The organism is Bradyrhizobium sp. (assembly GCF_030697065.1).
Lineage (GTDB): Bacteria > Pseudomonadota > Alphaproteobacteria > Rhizobiales > Xanthobacteraceae > Bradyrhizobium.
Window position 1 is genome coordinate 1 of record NZ_JAUYQU010000112.1, and the last position, 23,826, is coordinate 23,826.

Here is a 23,826-nt window from a genome sequence, read left to right on the forward strand (position 1 = left end):
TGTCGACCTAGTGAGCTCACCTTCAAACTCAGCCCTCGACGATGATCCTGATGTTTGAAGGTTCAACGCCGTAAGTATGCGCCAAGCGTAACTTTGCTTCAGCTATTGTCAGCGGCCTTTCCGTGTCTGTCTCTTTGCCGCTGTTCGCCTCCTCCGGCTCAACGTCATCATCTAGCAGATCTTGTGGACCGATGGACGCGCCTTGCTGAACGGCGTCACCGCTTAGTGGCACCACCGCGAACGGCGGGGTCTTCAGACCGGCGAGCCACGAGACGCGCTCCTTGGGGACGCCCATCGCTCTTGCGGTAGCCACTTCGAACGCCTTTGGCACCTTCCGGCGCACATGGAAGACACCATGCTCGTTCTCGATCAGACCCATTCCAATACGCATCGTTGATCCCACCGCTTGATACCAGTGCGGCAGGACGAAGCCATTGAGCTATCAAGTTATTCCCAGAAACCAAGGACTTCTGATGGTGATGGCGCGCCCGAAGAGATTCGAACTCCTGACCCCCAGATTCGTAGTCTGGTGCTCTATCCAGCTGAGCTACGGGCGCGTTTTTCGCTGGGCATTTTGGGCTCAAGACCCGGATGCATCCGAGGATTGGTCGGAAGGTCGCGAAAGAGCGCTTTAGCTACCCGCTCCGGCCCTGATTGGCAAGGTCTGCAACACCGCATCCCATGGTGAATACCGGGGCATTTCCCCGTCATTCCGGGGCATCGCGCAGCGATGAACCCGGAATCTCGTGCGGATTCCTCCGGATTCCGGGTTCGCTCGCGATGCTCGCGCCCCGGAATGACGGATGAAACACCGGAATGGCAGGCCCCTACGCCCTTGCCCGCTCGTTGCGGACGCTGAGCAGTTCCACCGGGCGGTCCGGGATCGCGATCCGGAAGGTGGCGCCGATGGTGCCTTCCACCAGATGGATGTCGCCGCCATGGGCGCGGACCAGTTCGGCGGCGATGGCGAGGCCGAGCCCGCTGCCGCCGGGGCGGCCCGAGGTCTGGAACGCCTCGAACAGATGTTCGCGGGCCCTGGCGGGAACGCCGGGGCCGGTGTCGGAAACCTCGATGATGGCAACCGAACCCTCGCGGCGGCCGGTGATGCGGATCTGGAAGGTGGCGGCGTCACCCTTCGGGCGGCTTTCCAGCGCCTGCGCCGCATTGCGCACCAGATTGAGCAGCACGCGAAACAGATGGTCGGGATCGGCGTCGATCGTCAGCCCGCGCTCGATCGCGCTGATCCAGGCCACCGACGCATCGGTGGCGAGGCCTGCGGATTCGCGCACTTCGGCGACCACGGGCTCGATCGGAATCATGCGGCGGTCGGGGGGAGCCTCCTGGGCGCGGCCGTAGGACAGCGTCGACTGGCAGAACGCGATGGCGCGCTCCAGCGAGCGCATCAGCTTGGGGGCGAAGCGCTGCACCCTGGGATCGGGCACGCTGGCGAGCTGGTCCGACAGCAGTTGGGAGGACGCCAGCAGGTTGCGCAGATCGTGGTTGATCTTCGAAACCGCGAGGCCGAGCGCAGCAAGCCGGCTCTTCTGATGCAGCATCGAGACCAGATCGCGCTGCATGTCGGACAATTCGCGTTCGGCGACGCCGATCTCGTCGCCGCGCTGGCTGGGGACGATGATATAGGCCGAGCTTTCGGGGTTTTCGTGGAATCCGACCAGGCTCGCGGTCAGCCGCCGCATCGGCCGCACGAACATGAAATGCAGGGCGAAATAGACCAGCCCCGCGGTGAGCATCGCGATGGCCAGCGAGACCAGCAGCAAATTGCGGGAAAACCGGTACATCGCCTGCCGCAGCGGCAATTCATCGATCACCACCTCGATGAATTGTCCGCCGCCGGTCGCCGGGCCGATCACCCGAATCGCCTGGTTGCCGGTTGCCAGCATGATCCCGAAGGAATCCATGATCCCCGACCATACCGTCATGGTGCGCACATCGATGTCGCGTTCGATCGCCGGCGGCAGGTCGGCGCTGGCCAGCATGCGGCGCTGCTGTCCCATCTTGATGGCGACCGCGCGCGCGCCGATGCTGCGGAGGATTTGCCGCGACAGCGAATCCGGCACCATGCCAAGCGGCGCGGCATCCAGCACCAGCGCGGCGGTGTTGGCCGCCGCCAGCCGGTCGTTGAGCCGGTTGATGTGGAAATTGGCGATCGAGGGCACATAGATCAGAATACCCGCGATCATGATCAGCGGAATCGTGAGCAGCAGCAGTTTGCCGGACAGGCCCAGCCTTCGCGGCAGCCCTGGATTGGGGCGCCGCGTCTCACTGGCTGGCTGCTGGTCGCTCACGGACACGATTTTGGCCCCGATGCCTTGCTGTTGAGGATGCGTTTTGCAGTGCAAACGGTCAAATTACGGATCGCTAATGTCAGCAGAACCCGGATCCGGAAACACCGTGCCAGCACCTGACAAAAACCCCGCGAAACCAGATATATTCGGGCCAATTGCGTCGTTTCGAGGAACCCGGGATGCGGCGTGTCGCAACATTGACGAAAACAGGTCGCTCCCGTATAAGCCGCGCCAACTGTCCGCGATGGCCCGGTTCGACCGGGGCGGCTCAAATTGGGCCGGAAACGGCCCGTTCGGGCCGGTCAACATCACCGGGCTTACCTCATTTATCAGGCAAATTGCCGGCTTAGCCTGCCAATTGTCAGCGGAGAACTTCCCGTGAAGCGGACTTATCAACCCAGCAAACTGGTGCGCAAGCGCCGCCACGGCTTCCGCGCCCGCCTTGCCACGGTCGGCGGCCGCAAGGTTCTCGCCGCGCGCCGCGCGCGCGGTCGCAAGCGCCTGAGCGCCTGAGCCGGGCTTCCCGGGGATTTCATCATGGATCGGCTAAGGCAGCGGGCGGACTTCCTCGCCGTTGCCAATGGCGCGCGGGCCAACAGCGCCGGCTTCGTGCTGCAAAGCCGCCTGCGCGAAGATGACGGCCCGATCCGGGTCGGTTTCACCGTTACCAGGAAAAACGGCACCGCCACCGAGCGCAACCGCATCCGGCGCAGGCTGCGCGAGCTGGTGAAGCGGCTGGACGTCATATCCATGCGACCGCACAGTGATTATGTGCTAGTCGGCCGTCGTACCGCACTGAACCGCGACTTCGCCACCATGCTCGACGATCTCCGTTCGGCGCTCGATCGCCTCGAGCGGCAGCCCAGGAACCACGTGACGAGACCATCCAGAACGTTTTCAGGCGAAGCGGGCACCGGTTCGCGTCAGGACGACGCGTCGAATAAAGAATCTCGCGCCAGCCGCAAACCGAATTGAATGACGAGACCTTGAACGATGACCGATAATCGCAACACCATCCTCGCCGTCATTCTATCCGGCCTCGTGCTGATCGGCTGGCAATATTTCTACAACATGCCGCAGATGGAAAAACAGCGCGCGCAGCAGGCCCAGCTCGAACAGGCGAAACAGGCACCGCCGCCCGGCAGCCCTCCCGGCGCTCCCGCCACCCCGCAGGCCGGCGCGCCACCCGCGCCCGCCACGCCCGGGGCCGTTCAGCCCGCCGCAGCGCCGGTGGTGGTCAACCGCGACGTCGCGATCCAGGCCGCGCCGCGCGTCAAGATCGAAACCCCGCGGGTCAGCGGCAGCATTTCGCTGAAGGGCGCGCGCATCGACGATCTGGCGCTGGTGCAATACCGCACCACCGTCGACCCCAAATCGCCCGCCATCGTGCTGTTCTCGCCTTCGGGCTCGCCGACGCCCTATTACGCGGAATTCGGCTGGGTCGCCGCCGCAGGCTCCACCGTGCGGCTGCCCGACCGGGACACGCTGTGGCAGCAGGAGAACTCCGGCAGCCTCGCGCCGAACAGCCCGGTGACGCTGAAATACGACAATGGCGAGGGGCTCACCTTCCGCCGCACCATTTCGATCGACGATCGCTATCTCTTCACCGTCAAGGACGACGTCACCAATGTCAGCAGCGCGCCCGTCACGCTGTATCCGTTCTCGCTGATTTCGCGCCACGGCACCCCGAAGGTCGAAGGCTTCTACATCCTGCATGAAGGCCTGATCGGCTATCTCGGCGACCAGGGCCTGCAGGAATACAGCTACTCGAAAATCGACGAAGACAAGGTGAAGACCTTCAAGGTCACCAACGGCTGGCTCGGCATCACCGACAAATACTGGGCCTCGGCGCTGCTGCCGGAGCCCACCGCCCAGTTGCAGGCGCGGTTCTCGTCCAATCTGGTGGCCGGCATCCGCACCTATCAGACCGACTATTTGCAGGACGCGCAGACCATCGCGATCGGCGGCACCGGCTCTTCCAACGCGCGGCTGTTCGCCGGCGCCAAGGAAGCCGGCGTGGTCGGCATCAATTTCCCGTTCGCCGGCCTCGACGGCTACAACAAGCAGCTCGGTCTCAACCATTTTGACCTGCTGATCGACTGGGGCTGGTTCCACTTCCTCACCAAGCCGATGTTCGTGGCGCTGGACTTCTTCTTCCGCATGGTCGGCAATTTCGGCGTCGCCATCCTGCTGGTGACGGTACTGGTGAAGCTGATCTTCTTCCCGCTCGCCAACAAATCCTACGCCTCGATGGCGAAGATGAAATCGGTGCAGCCGCAGCTGGCCGCGCTGAAGGAGCGCTTTCCCGACGACAAGGTGAAGCAGCAGCAGGAGATGATGGCGATCTACAAGAAGGAGAAGATCAACCCGGTCGCCGGCTGTCTTCCCGTCCTGTTGCAAATTCCTGTGTTCTTCGCGCTCTACAAGGTGCTGTTCGTCACCATCGAAATGCGCCACGCGCCGTTCTACGGCTGGATCAAGGACCTGTCGGCGCCCGATCCGACCACGATCTTCAACCTGTTCGGGCTGCTGCCGTGGGACCCGATGGCGCTAGGACCGGGGATCGGTCCGTACCTGATGCTGGGCGTATGGCCGATCATCATGGGCATCACGATGTGGTTCCAGATGAAGCTCAATCCGACGCCGCCGGATCCGACCCAGAAGATGATCTTCGACTGGATGCCGCTGGTCTTCACCTTCATGCTGGCCTCGTTCCCGGCGGGTCTCGTGATCTACTGGGCCTGGAACAACCTGCTTTCGGTGCTGCAGCAGAGCTACATCATGCGCAAGAACGGCGTGAAGGTGGAACTGATGGACAATCTCAAGGCCGTGTTCGTTTCGAAGAAGGCCGAGACAAAGACCTGAGCCCTCATCCTGAGGAGCGCGCGCCAGCGCGCGTCTCGAAGGATGAGCCATCGGGGCTCTCATGGTTCGAGACGGCGCTGAAGAAGCGCCTTCTCACCATGAGGAACCGCAACCGGAAGCCCTTCGCATGACCGCTGAATCCGATGCGAAGCTGGTGGAGCTGGGCCGAAAGCTGTTCGCCGGCGAATGGCACTTCATCTGGGCCTCGCCCTCGATCGAGACGCTGCCGCCGATGGCGGGCGTCGAGGTCGCGTTTGCCGGCCGCTCCAATGTCGGCAAATCCAGCCTGATCAATGCGCTGACCGGGCGCAACGCGCTGGCGCGGACCTCGCATACGCCGGGCCGCACCCAGGAGCTGATCTTCTTCGAAGGCCCCGACAATGCCGGGTTCCGGCTGGTCGACATGCCCGGCTACGGCTACGCCTCCGCACCGAAGGCCAAGGTCGCGTCCTGGACCATGCTGATCCACAAATTCCTGCAGGGCCGCGCCAGCCTCGCCCGGGTCTACGTGCTGATCGACGGCCGCCACGGCCTCAAGGAGGTCGATCTCGACGTGCTGAACACGCTCGACAAGTCGGCGGTCAGCTACCAGGTCGTGCTCACCAAGGCCGACCAGGTCAAGCCCGCCGAACTCGAGCAACGCGTCGCCGACGTCAGGGCGGCGCTGGCAAAACATCCCGCTGCCTTTCCGGAAATCCTGGTGACGTCCTCGCGCACCGGCGCCGGAATGCCGGAATTGCGCGCCGCCATGGTGCGTCTGCTCGGCGAGCGGAGCTGATGATGGCTCCGCGCCTCGCTCGTATCCTGATCGTGCTGGCCGGCGTGATGGGCGCCGACGGCGTCATCCTGGCGGCGGTCGCCGCGCACCAGCCCGATGCCGCACGGCTGGCCTCGGCGTCGTCGATGCTGCTGTTTCACGCCGCAGCGGTGCTGGGCACGTTAGCGCTGGCGGAGCGCGGCGCCATTCATTCCGGGATCGGAATCCTGGCCGCCTCGGGCTTTGTCGTCGCCACCGCCCTGTTCGCCGGCGACCTGACGCTGCGACATTATGCCGGCCACGGGCTGTTTGCTTTTGCCGCGCCATCGGGCGGCGCGCTGCTGATCGCAAGCTGGCTGGCGCTCGCCGTGGCGGCGGCATGGCCGAAGCGTCCCTGACAAGTTATCGCGCTTGTAGCCCGGATGGAGCGAAGCGAAATCCGGGCTACCGGGCTGGGGCGGCATTCGATAAGCGTCACTTTGCGCCGCGCCCGCCAATCAGATAAGAACCCGCCCAGCCCGAATCTGACGAGACCAGCTTCATGAACGACGCGCCGCATATCAGTCCGCTCGATCAGGCCCGCATCCTGTCCGAGGCGCTGCCGCACATGCAGCAGTATGACGAGGAAACCATCGTCATCAAGTATGGCGGCCATGCCATGGGCGCCGAGGAAACCGCCAAGGCATTCGCCCGCGACATCGTCCTTCTGGAACAGACCGCCATCAATCCGGTCGTGGTGCATGGCGGCGGGCCGCAGATCGCCACCATGCTGAAGCGGCTCGGCATCCAGTCCGAATTCGCCGCCGGCCTGCGTATCACCGATGCCGCCACCATCGAAATCGTCGAAATGGTCCTGGCCGGTTCGATCAACAAGACGCTGGTCGGCTACATCAACGAGGCCGGCGGCAAGGCGGTCGGCCTGTGCGGCAAGGACGGCAACATGGTGACGGCGTCGAAGGCGACCCGCACCATGGTCGATCCGGATTCGCATATCGAAAGGGTGGTCGATCTCGGCTTCGTCGGCGAACCCGAGAAGGTCGACCTGACGCTGCTGAACCAGCTGATCGGCCATGAACTGATCCCGGTGCTGGCGCCGCTGGCGACATCGGCCTCGGGACAGACCTTCAACGTCAATGCCGATACTTTTGCCGGCGCGGTAGCCGGCGCGCTGAAGGCCAAGCGGCTGCTGCTGCTGACCGACGTCCCCGGGGTGCTCGACAAGTCGAAGAGGCTGATTCCGGAACTGTCGGTGAAGGACGCGCGAAAACTGATCGCCGACGGCACCATTTCCGGCGGCATGATCCCGAAGGTCGAAACCTGCATCTACTCGCTCGAGCAGGGCGTCGAGGGCGTCGTCATCATCGATGGCAAGGCCCCGCACGCCGTGCTGCTCGAACTGTTCACCAACCAGGGCACCGGCACGCTGATCCACAAGTGACCTCCACCCTCGCCCCGCTCCCGCCATGGCCGCGCCGTTTCCGCGCAGCGGCGCGGCGATCCTGGTTGCGCACCGCCTCCGCGCTGCCGGCGGCGGTGGTGTCCTTTCTGTTTTCGTCGGCTCCCGCCTATGCCGATCTGAAACTCTGCAACCGCATGAGCTATGTGGTCGAGGTCGCGATCGGCATTGATGACAAGGCGGCCACCGCGACCCGCGGCTGGTTCCGGATCGATCCGGCGACCTGCCGCGTCGTCGCGCAGGGCACGCTGACCGCCGACCGCATCCTGCTCAATGCGCGCGCGCTCGGCGTCTACGGCTCGTCGCCGGTGCCGCAGAGCGGCAACGATACGCTCTGCATCGCGCCGGAAAACTTCGTCATCGCCGCGGCCCGCCAGTGCCGCGCCGGACAGACCCCGGCGCCGTTCACCCAGATCCATCCGACCCGGACCGACGACGGCCATCTGGTGGCATATCTGGCCGAAGGCAGCGAATATGACGATGAACAGGCCAGACTCGCCGCCATTCAGCGCCTGCTGGTGATCGCGGGCTACGATGCGGCGCCGATCGACGGCGTCGACGGCCCCAAGACGCAGGGAGCATTGGCGGCATTCCTGAAAAGCCGCGGGCTCGCGCCCGAAGTGGTGCAATCGCCGAAATTCTTCGCCACCATGATCGACGCGGTGCAATCGCCATCCTCTACCGGGCTGACCTGGTGCAACGACACGCCGCACAAGATCATGGCCGCGGTCGGCACCGACGACGGCAAGACCGTGACCAGCCGCGGCTGGTACCGGATCGATCCCGGCAAATGCCTGCATCCCGACGTCTCGGGCCAGCCCAGGCAGATCTTCAGTTTCGCCGAGGCGGTCGACGGCGAGAACCGCGCGCTGAAATTCAGGGACCGGCCGCTGAACTGGGGCGGCGCCACGCAGCTTTGCACCCGCGAGAGCAAGTTCGAGATCAACGAGCAGAACGATTGCGGCAACCGCGGCCTCAATGTGAACGGCTTTGCCGCCGTCGACATGTCGGGCGGCGGCAAGACGCTGCGCTTCGCGTTGCCATGATGGAGCGTCCACTTCTTCTCGTCGTCCCCGCGAACGCGGGGACCCATAGCCACCGGCCCCAATTGGAGTCCGCAAATGCTCGCGACAATCGCGCGTAACTCGCACCGTGCTCACGATAGCCGACACGGCGTATGGGTCCCCGCGTTCGCGGGGACGACGGGATGAGAGAAATGAAAACACCCCGCCCCTTCACCGACATCGACACCTGGGTGTTCGATCTCGACAACACGCTGTACCCGCATCACGTCAATCTGTGGCAGCAGGTCGATGCGCGGATCGGGGAGTTCGTCAGCGACTGGCTGAAGATCACGCGGGAGGAAGCCCGCGCGGTCCAGAAGGATTACTACCGCCGCTACGGCACCACCATGCGCGGCATGATGACCGAGCACGGCGTGCGGGCCGACGACTATCTCGCCTATGTGCACCGGATCGACCATTCGCCGCTCGAGCCGAACCCCACGATGGGTGCCGCGATCGCCAGGCTTCCCGGCCGCAAGCTGATCCTGACCAACGGCTCCACCGACCATGCGTCCGCGGTGCTGGCGCGGCTCGGCATCGGCGATCATTTCGAGGCGGTGTTCGACATCATCGCCGCCGAACTCGAGCCGAAGCCGGCGCCGCAGACCTACCAGAAATTCCTGAGGGATCACGGCGTGACCCCCTCGACTGCGGCGATGTTCGAGGATCTGGCGCGCAACCTCGTGGTGCCGCACCAGCTCGGCATGACCACCGTGCTGGTGGTGCCCGACGGCTCGCAGGAAGTGGTGCGCGAGGACTGGGAGCTGGAAGGCCGCGACGCCGCCCATGTCGATCATGTCACGGACGATCTGACCGGGTTCTTGCAGAAGATGGTTTAGTCACCCCGCCAACGGGTCGGCGCGAGCCCGTAGCCCGGATGGAGCGCAGCGAAATCCGGGACTTTCCCGCAAGTGGTGGCATTTTCCCGGATTGCGCTGCGCTCCATCCGGGCTACGAGTCTTGACTCTCCTTCGCCAAATTCCGACAAAAGCCTCTATCGCCATCAGAACAATCCCGCGCGTCCCAAGGAATCCCCGATGTCTCTCGCCTCCCTCGAAGCCACCGTCAACACCGCGTTCGATGCCCGCGACAGCGTCTCGACCGCGACCAGGGGCGAGGTCCGCGACGCCGTCGATTCCGCGCTGGAGCTGCTCGACAAGGGCGAGGCCCGGGTTGCCGAGCGCGAGGCCAGCGGCAAGTGGAAGGTCAACCAGTGGCTGAAGAAGGCGGTGCTGCTGTCGTTCCGCCTCAACGATATGAGCCCGATTTCCGGCGGCCCCGGCCAGGCCTCATGGTGGGACAAGGTGCCGTCGAAATTCGACGGCTGGGGCGAGAACCGGTTTCGCGACGCCGGGTTTCGCGCGGTGCCGGGCGCCATCGTCCGCCGCTCCGCCTTCATCGCCAGGAACGTGGTGCTGATGCCGTCCTTCGTCAATCTCGGCGCCTATGTCGATGAATCCACCATGATCGACACCTGGTCGACGGTCGGCTCCTGCGCCCAGATCGGCAAGCGCGTGCACATTTCCGGCGGCGTCGGCATCGGCGGCGTGCTGGAGCCGCTGCAGGCGGAGCCCGTCATCATCGAGGACGACTGCTTCATCGGCGCGCGCTCGGAGGTCGCCGAAGGCGTCATCGTGCGCAAGGGCGCGGTGCTGTCGATGGGCGTGTTTCTTGGCGCCTCCACCAAGATCGTCGACCGCGACACCGGCGAGATCTTTGTCGGCGAAGTGCCGGAATATGCCGTGGTGGTGCCCGGCAACCTGCCGGCCCGTCCCTTGAAGAACGGCCAGCCCGGCCCGTCCACCGCCTGCGCCGTGATCGTCAAGCGGGTCGATGAGCGCACCCGTGCCAAGACCAGCATCAACGAGCTGCTGCGGGACTAGGGCATGACCGATGCCCTCTCCGCACTTTCCATCGCCCGCGACCTGTTGCGCTGCCCCTCGGTCACCCCCGCCGACGCCGGCGCGCTCGGTGTGCTCGAAGCCATTTTGAAAGCCGCAGGCTTCGAGGTGCACCGCGTCACCTTCGGCGAGCCCGGCACCGCCGATATCGACAATCTCTATGCCCGCATCGGCACCTCGGCGCCGCACATCACCTTTGCCGGGCACACCGACGTGGTGCCGCCGGGCGACGAGAGCGCCTGGACCCACGGCGCGTTCTCGGGCGACGTCAAGGACGGCTTTCTGTACGGACGCGGCGCCGTCGACATGAAGGGCGGCATCGCCTGCAGCGTCGCCGCGGTGCTGGAATATCTCGCCGCCCATGGTGGAAAACCAAAGGGATCGATCTCGTTCCTGATCACCGGCGACGAGGAGGACATCTCCGTCAACGGGACGATAAAACTGCTGCAATGGGCGGCGGCGCGCGGCGAGAAATTCGACCATTGCGTGCTTGGCGAACCCTCCAACGTCGACGTGCTCGGCGACTGCATCAAGATCGGCCGCCGCGGCTCCCTGCATGGCATGCTGTATGTCGATGGCATCCAGGGCCACGTCGCCTACCCGCACCGCGCGGCGAACCCGGTGCCGGATATTTCGCGGCTGATCGTGGCGCTCAGCGACGAGCCGCTGGATCATGGCAGCGCCCAGTTCCAGGCCTCCAACCTCGAATTCACCTCGGTCGATGTCGGCAACAAGGCCGGCAACGTGATCCCCGGACAGGCGCGGGCCAAGTTCAACATCCGCTTCAACGATCTGCACACCCAGGAAACCCTGCGCCAGCTCGTCGAGCAGCGGCTGGAAAAAGCCTGCGGCAACCGGATCCGCGCCCGCATCGTGTGGGAGCCGTCGAACTCCAACGTGTTCGTCACCAAGCCCGGGCCCTTCACCGATCTTGCGGTCGCCGCGATCGAGGAAGTCACCGGCCGCAAACCGGAACTGAGCACGAGCGGCGGCACCTCGGACGCGCGGTTCATTGCAAGCTACTGCCCGGTGATCGAATTCGGCCTGGTCGGCCAGACCATGCACCAGGTCGACGAGCGCACGCCGGTGTCGGACCTCGAAAAGCTGACCAGGGTCTATCGCGGCGTGCTGGAGCGGTATTTTGGGTGAATTAGCGAGTCGTCATTCCGGGACACGCGCCTTCGCGTGGACCCGGAATCTCGACCGATTGAGTGAGATTCCGGGTTCGCGCTACGCGCGCCCCGGAATGACGGCAGAAACTAATAATCCACCCGCACCAGATACAGCCCGTCCGGCGGCGCGACCGGGCCGCAGGCGGCGCGGCTTTTCGCATCGAGCGCCTTTTGCAAATCGTCGGCGTTCCAGCGACCTTCGCCGACCCAGACCAGCGAGCCCACCATCGAGCGCACCTGGCTGTGCAGGAACGAGCGCGCCGAGGTGACAATGTTGACGGCGTCGCCGTCTCTCACCACGTCGAGCTGGTCCAGCGTCTTCTCCGGCGATTTGGCCTGGCATTCGGTATCGCGGAAGGTGGTGAAGTCGAACTTGCCGACCAGCCGCTGCGCCGCCTCATGCATCGCATCGCTGTCGAGCGGCCGCGGCAGCCGCCAGACCTTGCCGATGTCCAGCGCGAGGTTGGCCCGGCGATTGGAGATGCGGTAGATATAATGGCGTTTCCTCGCCGAGAAACGCGCCTCGAAACTGTCGGGCACGATATCCGCTGACAGCACGCCGATCGGATGCGGCCGCAAATGCGCGTTCAGCCCGTCGCGAAAGCGGCCGGGCACGAAATGTTTGGCGATGTCGCAATGCGCGACCTGTCCCAGCGCATGCACTCCGGCGTCGGTGCGCCCGGCGCCATGGACCCGAACCCGTTCGCCGCAGATCGCCTTGACCGCGTCTTCCAGCGCGCCCTGCACCGACGCACCATTGTCCTGCAGCTGCCAGCCGCAGAACGGCGCGCCGTCATATTCGATGATGAGCCTGTAGCGGGGCATGGGTGCGTTAGCGATCTATCTGTCGTCATGGCCGGGCTTGACCCGGCCATCCATCATCTTCGCAGAAGTCTTGTGAAGATAGATGGATACGCGGGTCAAGCCCGCGTATGACGCGTGGGGGCCGTAGGACAATCTAGGCCAGCCGCAGCGGCGGCGTCAGCGGCGTGCCGCGCAGAAATTCACTCGCCTTCATCGGCCTGGCGCCGGCGCGCTGCAGGTCGAGAATCCGGATCGCGCCGTCCTGGCAGGCAATCGTCAGCCGGTCATCGATGAGATCGCCCGGCGCACCCGTCCCGCTGGCCAGTTCGCAGCGCAGGATCTTGACCCGGACCTGCCCGCCCTCGATCGCCATCTCGCACCAGGCCCCGGGAAACGGCGACAGCCCGTGAATGTGGCGCAGCACCTCGCGCGCGGGGCGGTTCCAGCCGATCCGCGCCTCGGCCTTTTCGATCTTGGCGGCGTAGGTCACGCCCTCCTCGCTCTGCCTGGTCAGTTGCAGCCGGCCGCGCTCCAGCGCGCCCATCGCCCGCACCATCAGGTCGGCCCCGAGCGGCGCCAGCGCGTCGTGGAGATCGGCCGCCGTCATGGCATCGGTAATGGCCAGCCGCTCGGCCATCGCGACATCGCCGGTGTCGAGGCCGACGTCCATCTTCATCACCATCACGCCGCTCTCGGCATCGCCCGCCATGATGGCCCGGTTGATCGGCGCCGCCCCGCGCCAGCGCGGCAGCAGCGAGCCGTGCAAATTGAAGCAGCCGAGCGGCGGCGTATCGAGAATGGCTTTTGGCAGGATCATGCCATAGGCGACGACGACGGCGGCATCGGCCTGATGAGAACTGAATTGCTCCAGCGCTTCCGGCGTCTTCAGGGTGGCGGGCGTCAAGACGGGAATGCCGAGCCGCCGCGCTTCCTGCTCGACCGGGCTCGGTTGCAGCTTCATGCCGCGCCCGGCGGGTTTGGCCGCGCGGGTATAGACCGCCGCGACCTCGTGGCCATGGGCGACCAGTTCCAGCAGCGTCGGCACCGCGAAGTCGGGCGTGCCCATGAAGATCAGGCGGAGCGGCATGAAAAGTTATTTCCCGAGGCAGCCGATTTAGGGGTTCGTCATGCCCGGCCTTGGGCCGGGCATCCACGTCTTTCTGCTGACGCGAAGGCGTGGATGGCCGGGTCAAGCCCGGCCATGACGAGGAGAAGTGTAAGTCCTACTCCGCCGCCCGCTTGGCGGCCTTGGCAAATTTCTTCAGCACGCGGTCGCGCTTCAGCTTCGACAGATAGTCCACGAACAGCACGCCGTTGAGATGGTCGATCTCGTGCTGGATGCAGGTGGCGAACAGGCCGTCGGCGTCTTCGTCGTGCACCTTGCCGTCGAGATCGGTAAAGCGGATGCGCACCTGCGCCGGCCGCTCGACCTCCTCGTAATATTCGGGGATCGACAGGCAGCCTTCCTCGTAGACCGAGAACTCCTCCGACGACGACACGATTTCCGGGTTGATGAAGACCCGCGGCCGCGGCGTGGTCTCGCCGTCCTCGTTCTTCTTGGCGAGATCCATCGTGATCAGCCGCAGCGGCTGCGCGACCTGGATCGCCGCCAGCCCAATCCCGGGCGCGTCGTACATGGTCTCCAGCATGTCGTCGGCCAGCCGGCGGATCTCCGCGGTGACCTTTTCGACGGGTTTGGAGACCAGCCGCAACTGCTTGTCCGGCAGGATGATGATTTCTCTGAGAGCCATGGTTTCTCTTGTGGCGTTGCGGGCGATTTAAGCCGCCGTTCCGTCCCGGTCAATGCGCCGTACGCGCCCGTTAACCGCGCGCTAACCATGAATCTTCAGACGGAATTAACCACGAAAATTAAGCCGGTATTAACCATAAATGTTCCCTCTTCGTTCGCCTATGCCGGCGAATCGGCTACAAGGGCTGCATGAACGAGGTCCTTTTCATCATCGGCGACCTGCCGATCCATACCGGCGAGGCGCTGCTCGCTTTCGGCGCGCTGGCGCTGGTGCTGTTGCTGACCATTGCCATCATCATCGCGCGTTCCGGCAGCCGCGGGGCGGCGATGGCGATGGCGCAGGCCATCCGCGCCGACGAGCTGGAGGAACGCGTCAGCGAGATGCTGCGCGCCCAGAGCGAGGCCACCGGCCGGGTCCACGAGATGGGCCAGGCGCTGGCCGGCCGCCAGGCCGACATGGCGCGTGCGGTCAACGAGCGGCTGGATTCGGTGACCCACCGGGTCGGCCAGTCGATGGAAGCGACCACCCGCAACACCATGGACAGCTTGCGCGTGCTGCACGAGCGGCTCGGCATCATCGACAATGCGCACAAGAACCTGACCGACCTGACCTCGCAGGTCACCACCTTGCGCGACGTGCTTTCCAACAAGCAATCGCGCGGTGCGTTCGGCCAGGCGCGGATGGAAGCCATCGTGCAGGACGGCATGCCGAAGGGCGCCTACGAATTCCAGTACACGCTCTCCTCCGGCAAGCGGCCCGATTGCGTGGTGTTCCTGCCCGACCAGCGTCCGCTCTGCATCGACGCCAAATTTCCGCTGGAGGCGATGACCGCGCTGCATGACGCGCGCACCGACGAGGAAAAGAAATACGCCACGCAGCGGCTGCGCGCCGACGTCATGAAGCATGTCAGCGACATCGCGGAAAAATACCTGATCGCAGGCGAGACCCAGGACACCGCGCTGATGTTCGTGCCGTCGGAATCGGTCTATGCCGAAATCCACGACGGTTTCGACGACGTGATCCAGAAGGCCTACCGCGCTCGCGTCGTGCTGGTGTCGCCGTCGCTGCTGATGCTGGCGATCCAGGTGATGCAGCAGATCCTGAAGGACGCGCGGATGCGCGACGCCGCCGACCAGATCCGCACCGAGGTGCTCAACCTCGGCGACGACCTCAACCGGCTGCGCGACCGCGTGCTGAAGCTGCAGAAGCACTTCGGCGACGTCAACGAGGACGTCCGCCAGATCCTGATCTCCGCCGACAAGATCGAAAAACGCGCCGGCCGGATCGAGGAACTGGATTTCAGCAAGACCGACGCCGCCGCCGAAACGCCGCAGATCGCCAGGCCGGCCACCGCCGAACTGTTCCCGCTGTCCCGCAAGCTGCAGGCGGGGGAGTAGGCTGCGGCTTTGACGAAATTACCGCGACATATACCGTTGTCATCGCCCGACTTGATCGGGCGACCCAGTACGCCGGAGCTTCTCGTTTGAACTCAAACGCCTCTGGAATACTGGGTCCCCCGCTTTCGCGGAGGACGACAGCTTTGGTTGTTTGTGGCTATCGGAAACGACCGCTATCAAGCACAAGCGTGTTCATCCCCCGGCGATTTCGGGATAAAGATCCATCCAATCCGGATTGTCCTTTTCGATCAACGCAATCTTCCAGGCTCGCGTCCATTTCTTCAGCCGCTTCTCACGATGAATGGCAGCTTCGATGTCCTCGAAGCATTCGAAATAGACCAGCCGATTGACGTGATGATCTTTGGTGAAACTCTCGGCAGCGCCGATTTTATGCTCGTACACCCGACGAATGAGGTCGTTGGTCACGCCGATGTAGAGTGTGCCGCCGATGCGACTGGCAAGAATGTAGACGTAGAAGCTGCGAGCACCCATCTGCCGTCTCTGGATACTGGGTCGCCCGGTCGAGCGGGGCGATGACAATATCATCATTATTTCACCTTCCCGAATCTGCTAGCACTGCGCCATGACCAGCGCACCCGACAGCCTGCCCAAGCCATCGATCGTCCCCACTCCTCGCGTCTCCTGGCGCGAGGCGTGGGCGGTGTATCTGCAGCCGCGCGTGCTGATCGTGCTGCTTCTCGGTTTCTCCTCCGGACTGCCGCTGGCGCTGTCGGGATCGACGCTGCTGGTGTGGATGCGCGAATCCGGCGTCGATCTCGGCACCATCGGCCTGTTCGCGCTGGTCGGCACGCCCTACACGCTGAAATTCATCTGGGCGCCGCTGGTGGATGCGCTGCATGTGCCGCTCTTCAGCCGCGCCTTCGGGCGACGGCGGGGCTGGCTGGTGTTTTCGCAGCTGCTGCTGATCGGCGCGATCCTGCTGCTGGCGCTCACCGACCCGGCGCGCTCGCCGCTGTTCGTGGCGCTCGGCGCGCTGCTGGTCGCCGCGATGTCGGCGACCCAGGACATCGTGGTCGACGCGTTCCGGGTCGAGAGCCTGCCCGAGAGCGAGCAGGCCGCCGGCATGGCGTCCTACGTCGCGGCCTACCGGATCGGCATGCTGGTCTCGACCGCCGGCGTGCTGTTCCTGGTCAGCGCGTTCGAGGACACCGGCATCGGGCGCTCCTCGGCGTGGATGTGGGGCTATGTGGCGATGGCGGCGATGGTGCTGATCGGCACCATCACCGCGCTGGCCGCCACCGAGCCGGAACAATCCGCGCGCGCGGAGGCGGCGACGCGCGGCGAAGCCGCGTTCTCACGCGTCATGCATGCGGCCATGGGCGCGTTCTCCGAATTCCTTGCCCGCAAATACGCCTGGGCGGCGCTCGCGTTCGTCGTGCTCTACAAGCTCACCGATGCCTTTTCCGGTGTCATGACCGCGCCGTTCGTGATCGACCTCGGCTTCACCCGCAACGATTACGCCGCCATCGTCAAGGGCGTGGGTCTCGCCGCCACCCTGGTCGGCGGTTTTGCCGGCGGCTATATGGCGCGGCGCTATTCGCTGGCCGCCAGCCTGTGGATCGGCGGCCTGCTGCAGGCGCTCTCCAACCTGGCGTTCTGCTGGCTGGCCTTTGTCGGCGTCAATCAATGGGCGCTGGCCGTCGCCATCACGGCGGAAAATTTCACCGGCGCGATCGGCACCGTGATCTTCGTCGCCTATCTCTCGGCGCTGTGCCAGAATCCGCTGCATACCGCCACCCAATACGCGCTGCTCACGGCGCTTGCCGCGGTCGGGCGGACCTATCTGTCCTCCGGCTCGGGATATGTCGCCGAGGCGACGGGCTGGCCGCTGTTCTTCGTGATTTCCGTCGGGGTCGCGGTGCCGAGCCTGATCCTGCTGGCGTGGCTGCAGCGGCGCGGACATTTCGATGAATTGGGCCCGGTGCGGGTTTGACCGCGCGGCCTGGATCGGCGGCGGCGACCTCGCCTCCTACGCCCGCCTCGTTTCCAGCGCCATCTTCACCGCGAGCCCGGCCAGCACGGTGCCCATCAACCAGCGCTGCAGCAACAGCCACAGGGGCCTGGTGCCGAGAAACAGCGCGATCGAACCGGCGGCCAGCGCGATCAGGGCGTTGACGCTGACGCTGATCGCGATCTGGGTAAAGCCGAGCGCCAGCGACTGGGTCAGCACGCTGCCCTTGGCAGGATCGATGAACTGCGGCAGCAGCGCCAGATACAGCATGGCGACCTTGGGATTGAGCAGGTTGGTGAACAGGCCCATCGCCAACAGCCTGCGCGGCCCGTCGGCCGCGAGCTTCTTCACCTGAAACGGCGAGCGTCCGTTCGGCTTCAGCGCCTGCCATGCCAGCCACAACAGATAGGCCGCGCCAGCGAGCCGCAGCGCGTCATAGGCATAGGGCACCGCGAACAGCAGCGCCGTGATGCCGAACGCCGCGCACAGCATGTAGAACACGAAGCCGAGCGCGACACCGCCGAGCGAGATCAGTCCGGCGACAGGGCCCTGCGTGATCGAACGCGAGATCAAATAGATCATGTTCGGCCCCGGCGTCAGCACCATGCCGAGCGAGACCAGCGCAAAACCGAGCAGTGACGATAAGTGGGGCATGGCGAGCCTCGCGGGGTGACGCGCGCATTCCCTAGCGCGCGCCGGGCCGCCGTGTCATTTTGTAAATTGCACCGAGAGCAATTCGGTTGGGGCGAAGTCATCGCCAACCGCCGTCATTGAGCAATCCATCTGTCGATGCAAAGAAAGAATGGATTGTTCGTCGCAAGAGCTCCTCGCAATGACGTTTCAGGGACCTCGCCGCGCTCCCTCGATTGGGACGGCCGGGCCAGGCGACAGCAGCCGCTCAATGCGCCTCGTCCCAGTTGTTCGCCGCCCGCGCGTCGACATGCAGCGGCACCGAGAGCAGCACCGCCGGGAACGGCGCGTCCTGCATGGTGTGCTGCACCACCGGAATGGTCGCGGCGACCTCGTCGTCGGGCACTTCGAAGATCAGTTCGTCGTGCACCTGCAGCAGCATCTGCGCCGAGAGTTTTTTCTCGGCGAGGGCTTCCTCGATCCGGGTCATGGCGCGGCGGATGATGTCGGCGGCGGTGCCCTGCAGCCGGGCGTTGATGGCGGCGCGCTCGTTGAAGGCGCGGATCGAGGCGTTGGAGGCCTTGATATCGGGATAATGGCACTTCCGGCCGAACAGCGTTTCGACATAGCCGTGCGTGCGGCAGAAATCCCGGGTCGAATCCATGTAGGCGCGGATGCCCGGGAATCGCTCGAAATATTTCTTGATGTAGGCGGAGGCTTCCTCGCGGGCGATGCCGAGCTGGTTGGCGAGGCCGAACGCCGAGATGCCGTAGATGATGCCGAAATTGATCGCCTTGGCGCGGCGGCGGACTTCGCTCGGCATGTCCTTGATCGGCACGCCGAACATCTCCGACGCCGTCATGGCGTGGATGTCGAGCCCGTCCCTGAATGCCTGCTTCAGCACGGCAATGTCGGCGATCTCCGCGAGCAGCCGCAGTTCGATCTGCGAATAGTCTGCCGACACCAGCTTGTGGCCCGGTGCGGCAATGAAGGCGCGGCGGATTTTCCGGCCATCCTCGGTGCGCACCGGAATGTTCTGCAGATTCGGCTCGTTGGACGACAGCCGCCCCGTGGTGGTCGCGGCCAGCGCGTAGGTGGTGTGGACGCGATGGGTCTGCGGATGCACGTAGGTCGGCAGCGCGTCGGTATAGGTCGATTTCAGCTTCGAAACCTGCCGCCATTCCAGGATCTTCTTCGGCAGATCGTGGCCCTGCTCGGCGAGCTCATCGAGCACCTGCGCCGTGGTCGACCATGCCCCGGTCTTGGTCTTGCTGCCGCCGGGAAGGCCCATCTTGCCGAACAGGATGTCGCCGATCTGCTTCGGGCTGCCGACATTGACCGGTTCGCCGGCAATCTCCTGGATCTCGGACTCCACCCTTGCTGCGGTCTGGGCGAAATCCGCCGACAGTCTTGACAGCACCTGGCGGTCGATCGAGATGCCGCGCCGCTCCATCCGCGCCAGCACCGAGATCAGCGGCCGCTCCAGCGTTTCGTAGACCGCGGTCATGTGCTCGGCGGTCAGGCGCGGCTTCAGCACGCTCCACAGCCGCAGGATCACGTCCGCATCCTCGGCCGAATAGGCGGTGGCCTTGTCGATCGCGACCTGATCGAAGGTCAGCCTGGCCTTGCCGCTGCCGGTCAGTTCGCCGTGGCTGATGACGGCGTGGCCGAGCCGGCTTTCGGCCAGCGCATCCAGCGCATGCGAATTGCGCCCGGCGTCGAGCGCATACGACATCAGCTGCGCGTCGTCATGGTTGCGCAGGGTGACGCCATGCTGCGCCAGCAGCACGGCGTTGAACTTGATGTTGAAGCCGATCTTGAGAATTCCCGCGGATTCAAGCAGCGGCCGCAGCGCCTCGATGGCGTCGGCGGCCTTGATCTGGTCGGGCGCAAGACCCGCCGCGAACAGGCCGGAGCCGTCGCCGGACTGCTTGTGGGCGAGCGGGATGTAGCAGGCGTCGTTCGGCGCCAGCGCCAGCGCGATGCCGCACATCTCGGCCTGCATCGGATCGATCGAGGTGGCTTTCGCCTCGATGGCGAAATGGCCCGCATCGCGCGCCCGCGCGATCCAGCCGTTGAGTTCGTCGAGGGTGCGGACGGTGACGTATTTGTTGCGGTCGATCGGCGTCTTCCGTGCCGCCTCGGCGCGCGCGGCGGCGAGCGCCTGGGGCGTGAGGATGACGTTGGATGGTTCGGCCCTGCCCGGGCTTCTGCCCGCGCCGGGGGCGCCGGCTTTTCCACTCGCGGAAGCGGACGGGGCGGGCGCGTCCTGATGTCCGAAAAGGTCGTCGCCGGCCGCGCGCGGCGGAGGCGACGAACCGGCGGACTTGCCGCTGGCACCGCTGCTGTTCCTGTCGTCCGCTTCCACGTCCGACGGGTCGATCTGCGAATATTCGGCGACACGGCGCGTCAGGGTGGAAAATTCCATCGCCTTCAGGAAGGAAATCAGCTTGCGCGCGTCCGGCTCGTGCACCGCGAGTTCGTCGAGCGGCACGTCCAGCTTGACCTTGTCGTCGAGCAGCACCAGCTGCCGCGAGATCCGCGCCTTGCCGGCGTTCTCGATCAATGCCTCGCGGCGCTTCGGCTGCTTGATCTCGCCGGCGCGCGCCAGCAGCGTTTCCAGGTCGCCATATTCGACGATCAGTTGCGCTGCGGTCTTGACGCCGATGCCGGGGACGCCCGGCACGTTGTCGGTGGAATCGCCGGCCAGCGCCTGCACCTCGACCACCTTCTCCGGCGGCACGCCGAACTTCTCGATCACTTCGGCAATGCCGATGCGGCGGTCCTTCATGGTGTCGTACATGGTCACCTTGTCGGTGACGAGCTGCATCAGGTCCTTGTCGGAAGAGACGATGGTGGCGGTGGCGCCGCGCTCGCCCGCCTCGCGGGCGTAGGTCGCGATCAGATCGTCGGCCTCGAAACCGCCTTGCTCGAGGCAGGGCAGATCGAACGCCCGCACCGCTTCGCGGATCAGCGCGAATTGCGGGATCAGATCGTCGGGCGCCGGCGGCCGGTGCGCCTTGTAGTCGGGATAGAGCTTGTTGCGGAACGTGATTTCGGACTTGTCGAAGATGATGGCGAGATGGGTCGGCCGGTTGTCCTCGGGCATGTCGCGCAACAGCTTCCACAGCATGTTGCAGAAGCCGAGCACGGCATTGACCTGCAAACCGTCGGACTTTCGGTTCAGCGGCGGCAGCGCGTGATAGGCGCGGAAAATATAGGAGGAACCGTCGACCAGAAAGACATGGTCGCCCCTGGAGAGGGCTTTGGCCTTGACGGCGACGGGTTTGGCGGCGGCTTTTTCGGATGTTTTCGGCATGGCGGCAACTTAGGGATTTTTGCGCGGAATGACAGCCTCCGAGCCCGCGATGGGCCGGGATTTTTCGCAGTCCCCGTTGCTCCGAATCGGTTGCGTCGGCGTCCCTTTCATGAGCCCCTGCGGTCTCGGCACGACCGGAAGGACCAATCATGACCGCGCAGCTCGACGAACTGATGGGGAAGCTGCGGGAGGTTCAGGCCGAAATCGAGGTCGAACTGGCGAAGCGGCGGGAGGAATTGCGCTTCCACCTTGAAAACCGCCGGATCGTGTTCGAGCGGGAGGTGCTGCGGATCCACCGCGAACTCAAGACGCGCGCGACACGCTATCTCATCGAAGCCAACCCGCTGATGATCCTGAGCGCGCCGTTGATCTATTCGCTGGTCATCCCGATCGCGCTGGTCGACCTCTGGGTGATGGCCTACCAGGCGATCTGCTTTCCGATCTACAAAATTCCAAAAGTGCGGCGCCGCGACTATCTGGTATTCGACCGCCACCATCTCGCCTATCTCAACATCATCGAGAAGATCAACTGCGCCTATTGCTCCTACGCCAACGGCGCGATCGCGTTTATACGCGAGGTGGCGGCGCGCACCGAAGTCTACTGGTGTCCGATCAAGCACGCCCGCCGCGTGCTGGGTCCGCACCCGCATTACCAGGGCTTTGCGGATTTCGGCGACGCGGAGGCGTTTCGCGGCAGGCTGGCCGGGATGAAGGATGGCGTGAAGATCGAGGGGGCAGGTTAGTTTGGTCGTCACCCGCGCAAGGCGCGGGTGCGCGGCCTACTCCGCCGGCTGCAGCGTGGCCTGGGTCTTCTTCGGCACGATCCAGAACGCGGCCGGGCGTTCGAACAGGAAATTCGCGCCGGCCGCAAGGGCCGCCCGCCAGATCGCGATCGCGCCGACCACGCCGGCCACCGTGACGATGAGCGAGATGGTCCCGATGTCGTGGATCAGCCCGGTCTGCAGCAGCAGGGTGCGCGTCGCCGCCATCGGCAGGAAAAAGGCGAGGTAGATGACGATGGAATGCTCGCCGCAATAGCGCAGGATGTTGAGCCACCGCATCCGCGCCAGCAGCGTGGCCATGGTGACGATGGCCAGCGCGCCGGCGAGCCCCAGCGCCAGCGAGACCAGCGGCCATTCGCTGACACCCAGTTCGACCAGGCCGCCATTGACCAGCGCCCACAGCGCCAGGCCCGCCAGCGACCAGCCGGGACTCGCCCGTACCTGGCCTGACCAGGCGAACACATGGCCCGCGAGCCAGTAGCCGGAATAGAAATAGACGAAACGCGCGGCAAACTCGTCGATCACGGTCCAGCCGGTCGAGATGTGCGCCGTCTCCAGCAGCGCCGCCACGGACCAGATCAGCAGCGGCGGCATCCGGCGCGTCGCCTTGCAGACGACGAAGCAGATCGGCAGCAGATAGATGAACCACAGCGTGCCGAACGGCTCGATGAAGGATTGCAGATACATCAGCCCGACATGCGCCCAGCCGCTCCCGGCGGCAAAGGACGGCGCCTTGAAGCCGAACTGGATGGTCACCCACAGCAGATAGAAATAGGCAAAGTGCACCACCTTGCGGTCGAGATAGGTGCGCCAGTCGCGGTCGATCACGACCGCCAGGAACAGCCCGGAGATCAGGAAGAAATCCGGCATCCGGAACGGTTTGGCGAAGGCGACCAGAAAATGCATGAAGCCGGTCTGGCCGGTGGCGGCCTCGACCCCCAGCACCGAATGCATCATCACCACCATGACGATACAGATGCCCTTGGCATAGTCGACCCAGTCGATCCGCCCGGGGGCAAGCGGCCCCGGCCGCCCCGCAGCCATGGAACGCTCGGCAACGGCGGTTGTGCCGTTTGGTGTCATCGGTGTCCCTTTTCGGCGCGGATGAGCGTCATATTCGGGCTGCAAGGTTTCAATTGCCTTATTCCCTTCAAGGAATGTGCCGTTCTCGCGCCGATGTGACCTCCCTTGGCGGGTTTCGGGCTGCATCCGGGCGGGTTTTCCTTGTCATGGGAAAATGCTCTAAGACCCGGGCAATGGCCCTGGCGGGGAGACGCGCTACGCGGCTTTGCGCGTGAAGCCGCACCTGCCGTCTTTATGCTTCGTTAACCATGACGATTTGGATATTACATGCGCATTGCCATGATCGGCACCGGCTATGTGGGACTGGTGTCCGGCGCCTGTTTCGCGGATTTCGGCCACCAGGTCACCTGCGTCGACAAGGATGTCGACAAGATCGCCAGCCTCCGCCGCGGCGAGATCCCGATTTTCGAGCCCGGACTCGATGCCCTGGTCGCCGCCAATGTGAAGGCCGGCCGGCTGGATTTCACCACCGAACTCGCCGCACCGGTCGCCGCGGCCGACGCGGTGTTCATCGCGGTCGGCACGCCGTCGCGGCGCGGCGACGGTCATGCCGACCTGAGCTACGTC

General features: G+C 64.8%; 22 protein-coding genes, 1 tRNA gene and 1 pseudogene. 14 read left to right on the plus strand and 10 right to left on the minus strand.

The genetic code is table 11. From position 1 onward, the window contains the following. Positions 1-28: 28 nt before the first annotated feature. From Q8R73_RS08980 to Q8R73_RS08990, 3 genes are all read right to left on the minus strand, one after another. The gene (locus Q8R73_RS08980; protein WP_305719192.1) at positions 29-379 is read right to left on the minus strand and encodes a hypothetical protein; all 351 of its coding nucleotides are present in this window, start codon (positions 377-379) and stop codon (positions 29-31) included. 101 nt (positions 380-480) lie between these two features. After that, positions 481-557 (minus strand) — tRNA-Arg (locus tag Q8R73_RS08985). 270 nt (positions 558-827) lie between these two features. Beyond that, on the minus strand, positions 828-2,312 hold the full coding sequence (locus Q8R73_RS08990) for a sensor histidine kinase (protein ID WP_371126063.1): 1,485 nt from the start codon (positions 2,310-2,312) through the stop codon (positions 828-830). A gap of 372 nt (positions 2,313-2,684) precedes the next feature. Here Q8R73_RS08990 and rpmH point away from each other — a divergent pair, with 372 nt between their 5' ends. The 10 genes from rpmH (at position 2,685) to dapE (ending at position 11,498) form a co-directional block, all read left to right on the plus strand. After that, on the plus strand, positions 2,685-2,819 hold the full coding sequence (rpmH, locus tag Q8R73_RS08995; protein ID WP_011471298.1) for a 50S ribosomal protein L34: 135 nt from the start codon (positions 2,685-2,687) through the stop codon (positions 2,817-2,819). Positions 2,820-2,843: 24 nt separating this feature from the next. Further along, positions 2,844-3,281: a ribonuclease P protein component gene (gene rnpA / locus Q8R73_RS09000; RefSeq protein WP_305719193.1), complete on the plus strand. Its 438-nt coding sequence runs from the start codon at positions 2,844-2,846 to the stop codon at positions 3,279-3,281. A gap of 18 nt (positions 3,282-3,299) precedes the next feature. Further along, positions 3,300-5,171, plus strand: a complete 1,872-nt coding sequence (gene yidC, locus Q8R73_RS09005) for a membrane protein insertase YidC (protein ID WP_305719194.1) — start codon at positions 3,300-3,302, stop codon at positions 5,169-5,171. Positions 5,172-5,298: 127 nt separating this feature from the next. Further along, complete coding sequence (yihA, locus tag Q8R73_RS09010) at positions 5,299-5,949, plus strand: ribosome biogenesis GTP-binding protein YihA/YsxC (protein WP_305719195.1); 651 nt, start codon at positions 5,299-5,301, stop codon at positions 5,947-5,949. Next, positions 5,949-6,326, plus strand: a complete 378-nt coding sequence (locus Q8R73_RS09015) for a DUF423 domain-containing protein (RefSeq protein ID WP_305719196.1) — start codon at positions 5,949-5,951, stop codon at positions 6,324-6,326. Before yihA ends, Q8R73_RS09015 begins: the two co-directional genes overlap by 1 nt. Positions 6,327-6,469: 143 nt before the next feature. Next, on the plus strand, positions 6,470-7,366 hold the full coding sequence (gene argB, locus Q8R73_RS09020) for an acetylglutamate kinase (RefSeq protein ID WP_305719197.1): 897 nt from the start codon (positions 6,470-6,472) through the stop codon (positions 7,364-7,366). Between the two features lie 65 nt (positions 7,367-7,431). Then, complete coding sequence (locus Q8R73_RS09025) at positions 7,432-8,430, plus strand: DUF1036 domain-containing protein (RefSeq protein WP_305719198.1); 999 nt, start codon at positions 7,432-7,434, stop codon at positions 8,428-8,430. Between the two features lie 170 nt (positions 8,431-8,600). Beyond that, the gene (locus Q8R73_RS09030) at positions 8,601-9,287 is read left to right on the plus strand and encodes a pyrimidine 5'-nucleotidase (RefSeq protein WP_305719199.1); all 687 of its coding nucleotides are present in this window, start codon (positions 8,601-8,603) and stop codon (positions 9,285-9,287) included. Positions 9,288-9,485: 198 nt separating this feature from the next. Next, positions 9,486-10,331 (plus strand): 2,3,4,5-tetrahydropyridine-2,6-dicarboxylate N-succinyltransferase, encoded by an 846-nt coding sequence (dapD, locus tag Q8R73_RS09035; RefSeq protein WP_305719200.1) that lies wholly within the window; start codon positions 9,486-9,488, stop codon positions 10,329-10,331. Between the two features lie 3 nt (positions 10,332-10,334). After that, a complete protein-coding gene (gene dapE, locus Q8R73_RS09040; RefSeq protein ID WP_305719201.1) occupies positions 10,335-11,498 on the plus strand; it encodes a succinyl-diaminopimelate desuccinylase in 1,164 nt (387 codons plus the stop codon). 110 nt (positions 11,499-11,608) lie between these two features. Here dapE and truA read toward each other — a convergent pair whose 3' ends face one another. From truA to def, 3 genes are all read right to left on the minus strand, one after another. Next, on the minus strand, positions 11,609-12,346 hold the full coding sequence (gene truA / locus Q8R73_RS09045; RefSeq protein ID WP_305719202.1) for a tRNA pseudouridine(38-40) synthase TruA: 738 nt from the start codon (positions 12,344-12,346) through the stop codon (positions 11,609-11,611). Positions 12,347-12,479: 133 nt separating this feature from the next. Then, positions 12,480-13,412 carry a methionyl-tRNA formyltransferase gene (fmt, locus tag Q8R73_RS09050; RefSeq protein WP_305719203.1) on the minus strand — a complete coding sequence of 311 codons (933 nt, stop codon included), beginning with the start codon at positions 13,410-13,412 and terminating at the stop codon, positions 12,480-12,482. A 136-nt stretch (positions 13,413-13,548) separates the two neighbouring features. Next, complete coding sequence (gene def, locus Q8R73_RS09055) at positions 13,549-14,076, minus strand: peptide deformylase (protein ID WP_305719204.1); 528 nt, start codon at positions 14,074-14,076, stop codon at positions 13,549-13,551. Positions 14,077-14,264: 188 nt separating this feature from the next. Between def and Q8R73_RS09060 the strand changes: the two genes are divergently transcribed. Beyond that, on the plus strand, positions 14,265-15,473 hold the full coding sequence (locus tag Q8R73_RS09060; protein WP_305719205.1) for a DNA recombination protein RmuC: 1,209 nt from the start codon (positions 14,265-14,267) through the stop codon (positions 15,471-15,473). Between the two features lie 192 nt (positions 15,474-15,665). On the opposite strand, the gene Q8R73_RS09065 is transcribed toward Q8R73_RS09060, so the two are convergent. Further along, positions 15,666-15,965 (minus strand): GIY-YIG nuclease family protein, encoded by a 300-nt coding sequence (locus Q8R73_RS09065; protein WP_305719206.1) that lies wholly within the window; start codon positions 15,963-15,965, stop codon positions 15,666-15,668. A gap of 91 nt (positions 15,966-16,056) precedes the next feature. On the opposite strand from Q8R73_RS09065, the gene Q8R73_RS09070 reads away from it, so the two are divergent. Beyond that, complete coding sequence (locus tag Q8R73_RS09070) at positions 16,057-17,427, plus strand: MFS transporter (protein ID WP_305719207.1); 1,371 nt, start codon at positions 16,057-16,059, stop codon at positions 17,425-17,427. 36 nt (positions 17,428-17,463) lie between these two features. Here the strand turns inward: Q8R73_RS09070 and Q8R73_RS09075 are convergent, their stop codons facing one another. Both Q8R73_RS09075 and polA read right to left on the minus strand, forming a co-directional pair. Continuing rightward, positions 17,464-18,099: a LysE family translocator gene (locus Q8R73_RS09075; RefSeq protein ID WP_305719208.1), complete on the minus strand. Its 636-nt coding sequence runs from the start codon at positions 18,097-18,099 to the stop codon at positions 17,464-17,466. Positions 18,100-18,343: 244 nt separating this feature from the next. Then, the gene (gene polA / locus Q8R73_RS09080; RefSeq protein WP_305719209.1) at positions 18,344-21,394 is read right to left on the minus strand and encodes a DNA polymerase I; all 3,051 of its coding nucleotides are present in this window, start codon (positions 21,392-21,394) and stop codon (positions 18,344-18,346) included. Positions 21,395-21,543: 149 nt separating this feature from the next. Here polA and Q8R73_RS09085 point away from each other — a divergent pair, with 149 nt between their 5' ends. After that, positions 21,544-22,137 (plus strand): hypothetical protein, encoded by a 594-nt coding sequence (locus Q8R73_RS09085; RefSeq protein ID WP_305719210.1) that lies wholly within the window; start codon positions 21,544-21,546, stop codon positions 22,135-22,137. A 36-nt stretch (positions 22,138-22,173) separates the two neighbouring features. Here the strand turns inward: Q8R73_RS09085 and Q8R73_RS09090 are convergent, their stop codons facing one another. Beyond that, positions 22,174-23,259: an acyltransferase family protein gene (locus Q8R73_RS09090; RefSeq protein WP_371126064.1), complete on the minus strand. Its 1,086-nt coding sequence runs from the start codon at positions 23,257-23,259 to the stop codon at positions 22,174-22,176. A 267-nt stretch (positions 23,260-23,526) separates the two neighbouring features. Between Q8R73_RS09090 and Q8R73_RS09095 the strand changes: the two are divergent. Continuing rightward, positions 23,527-23,826: pseudogene (locus tag Q8R73_RS09095) on the plus strand (UDP-glucose 6-dehydrogenase); the annotation flags it as partial.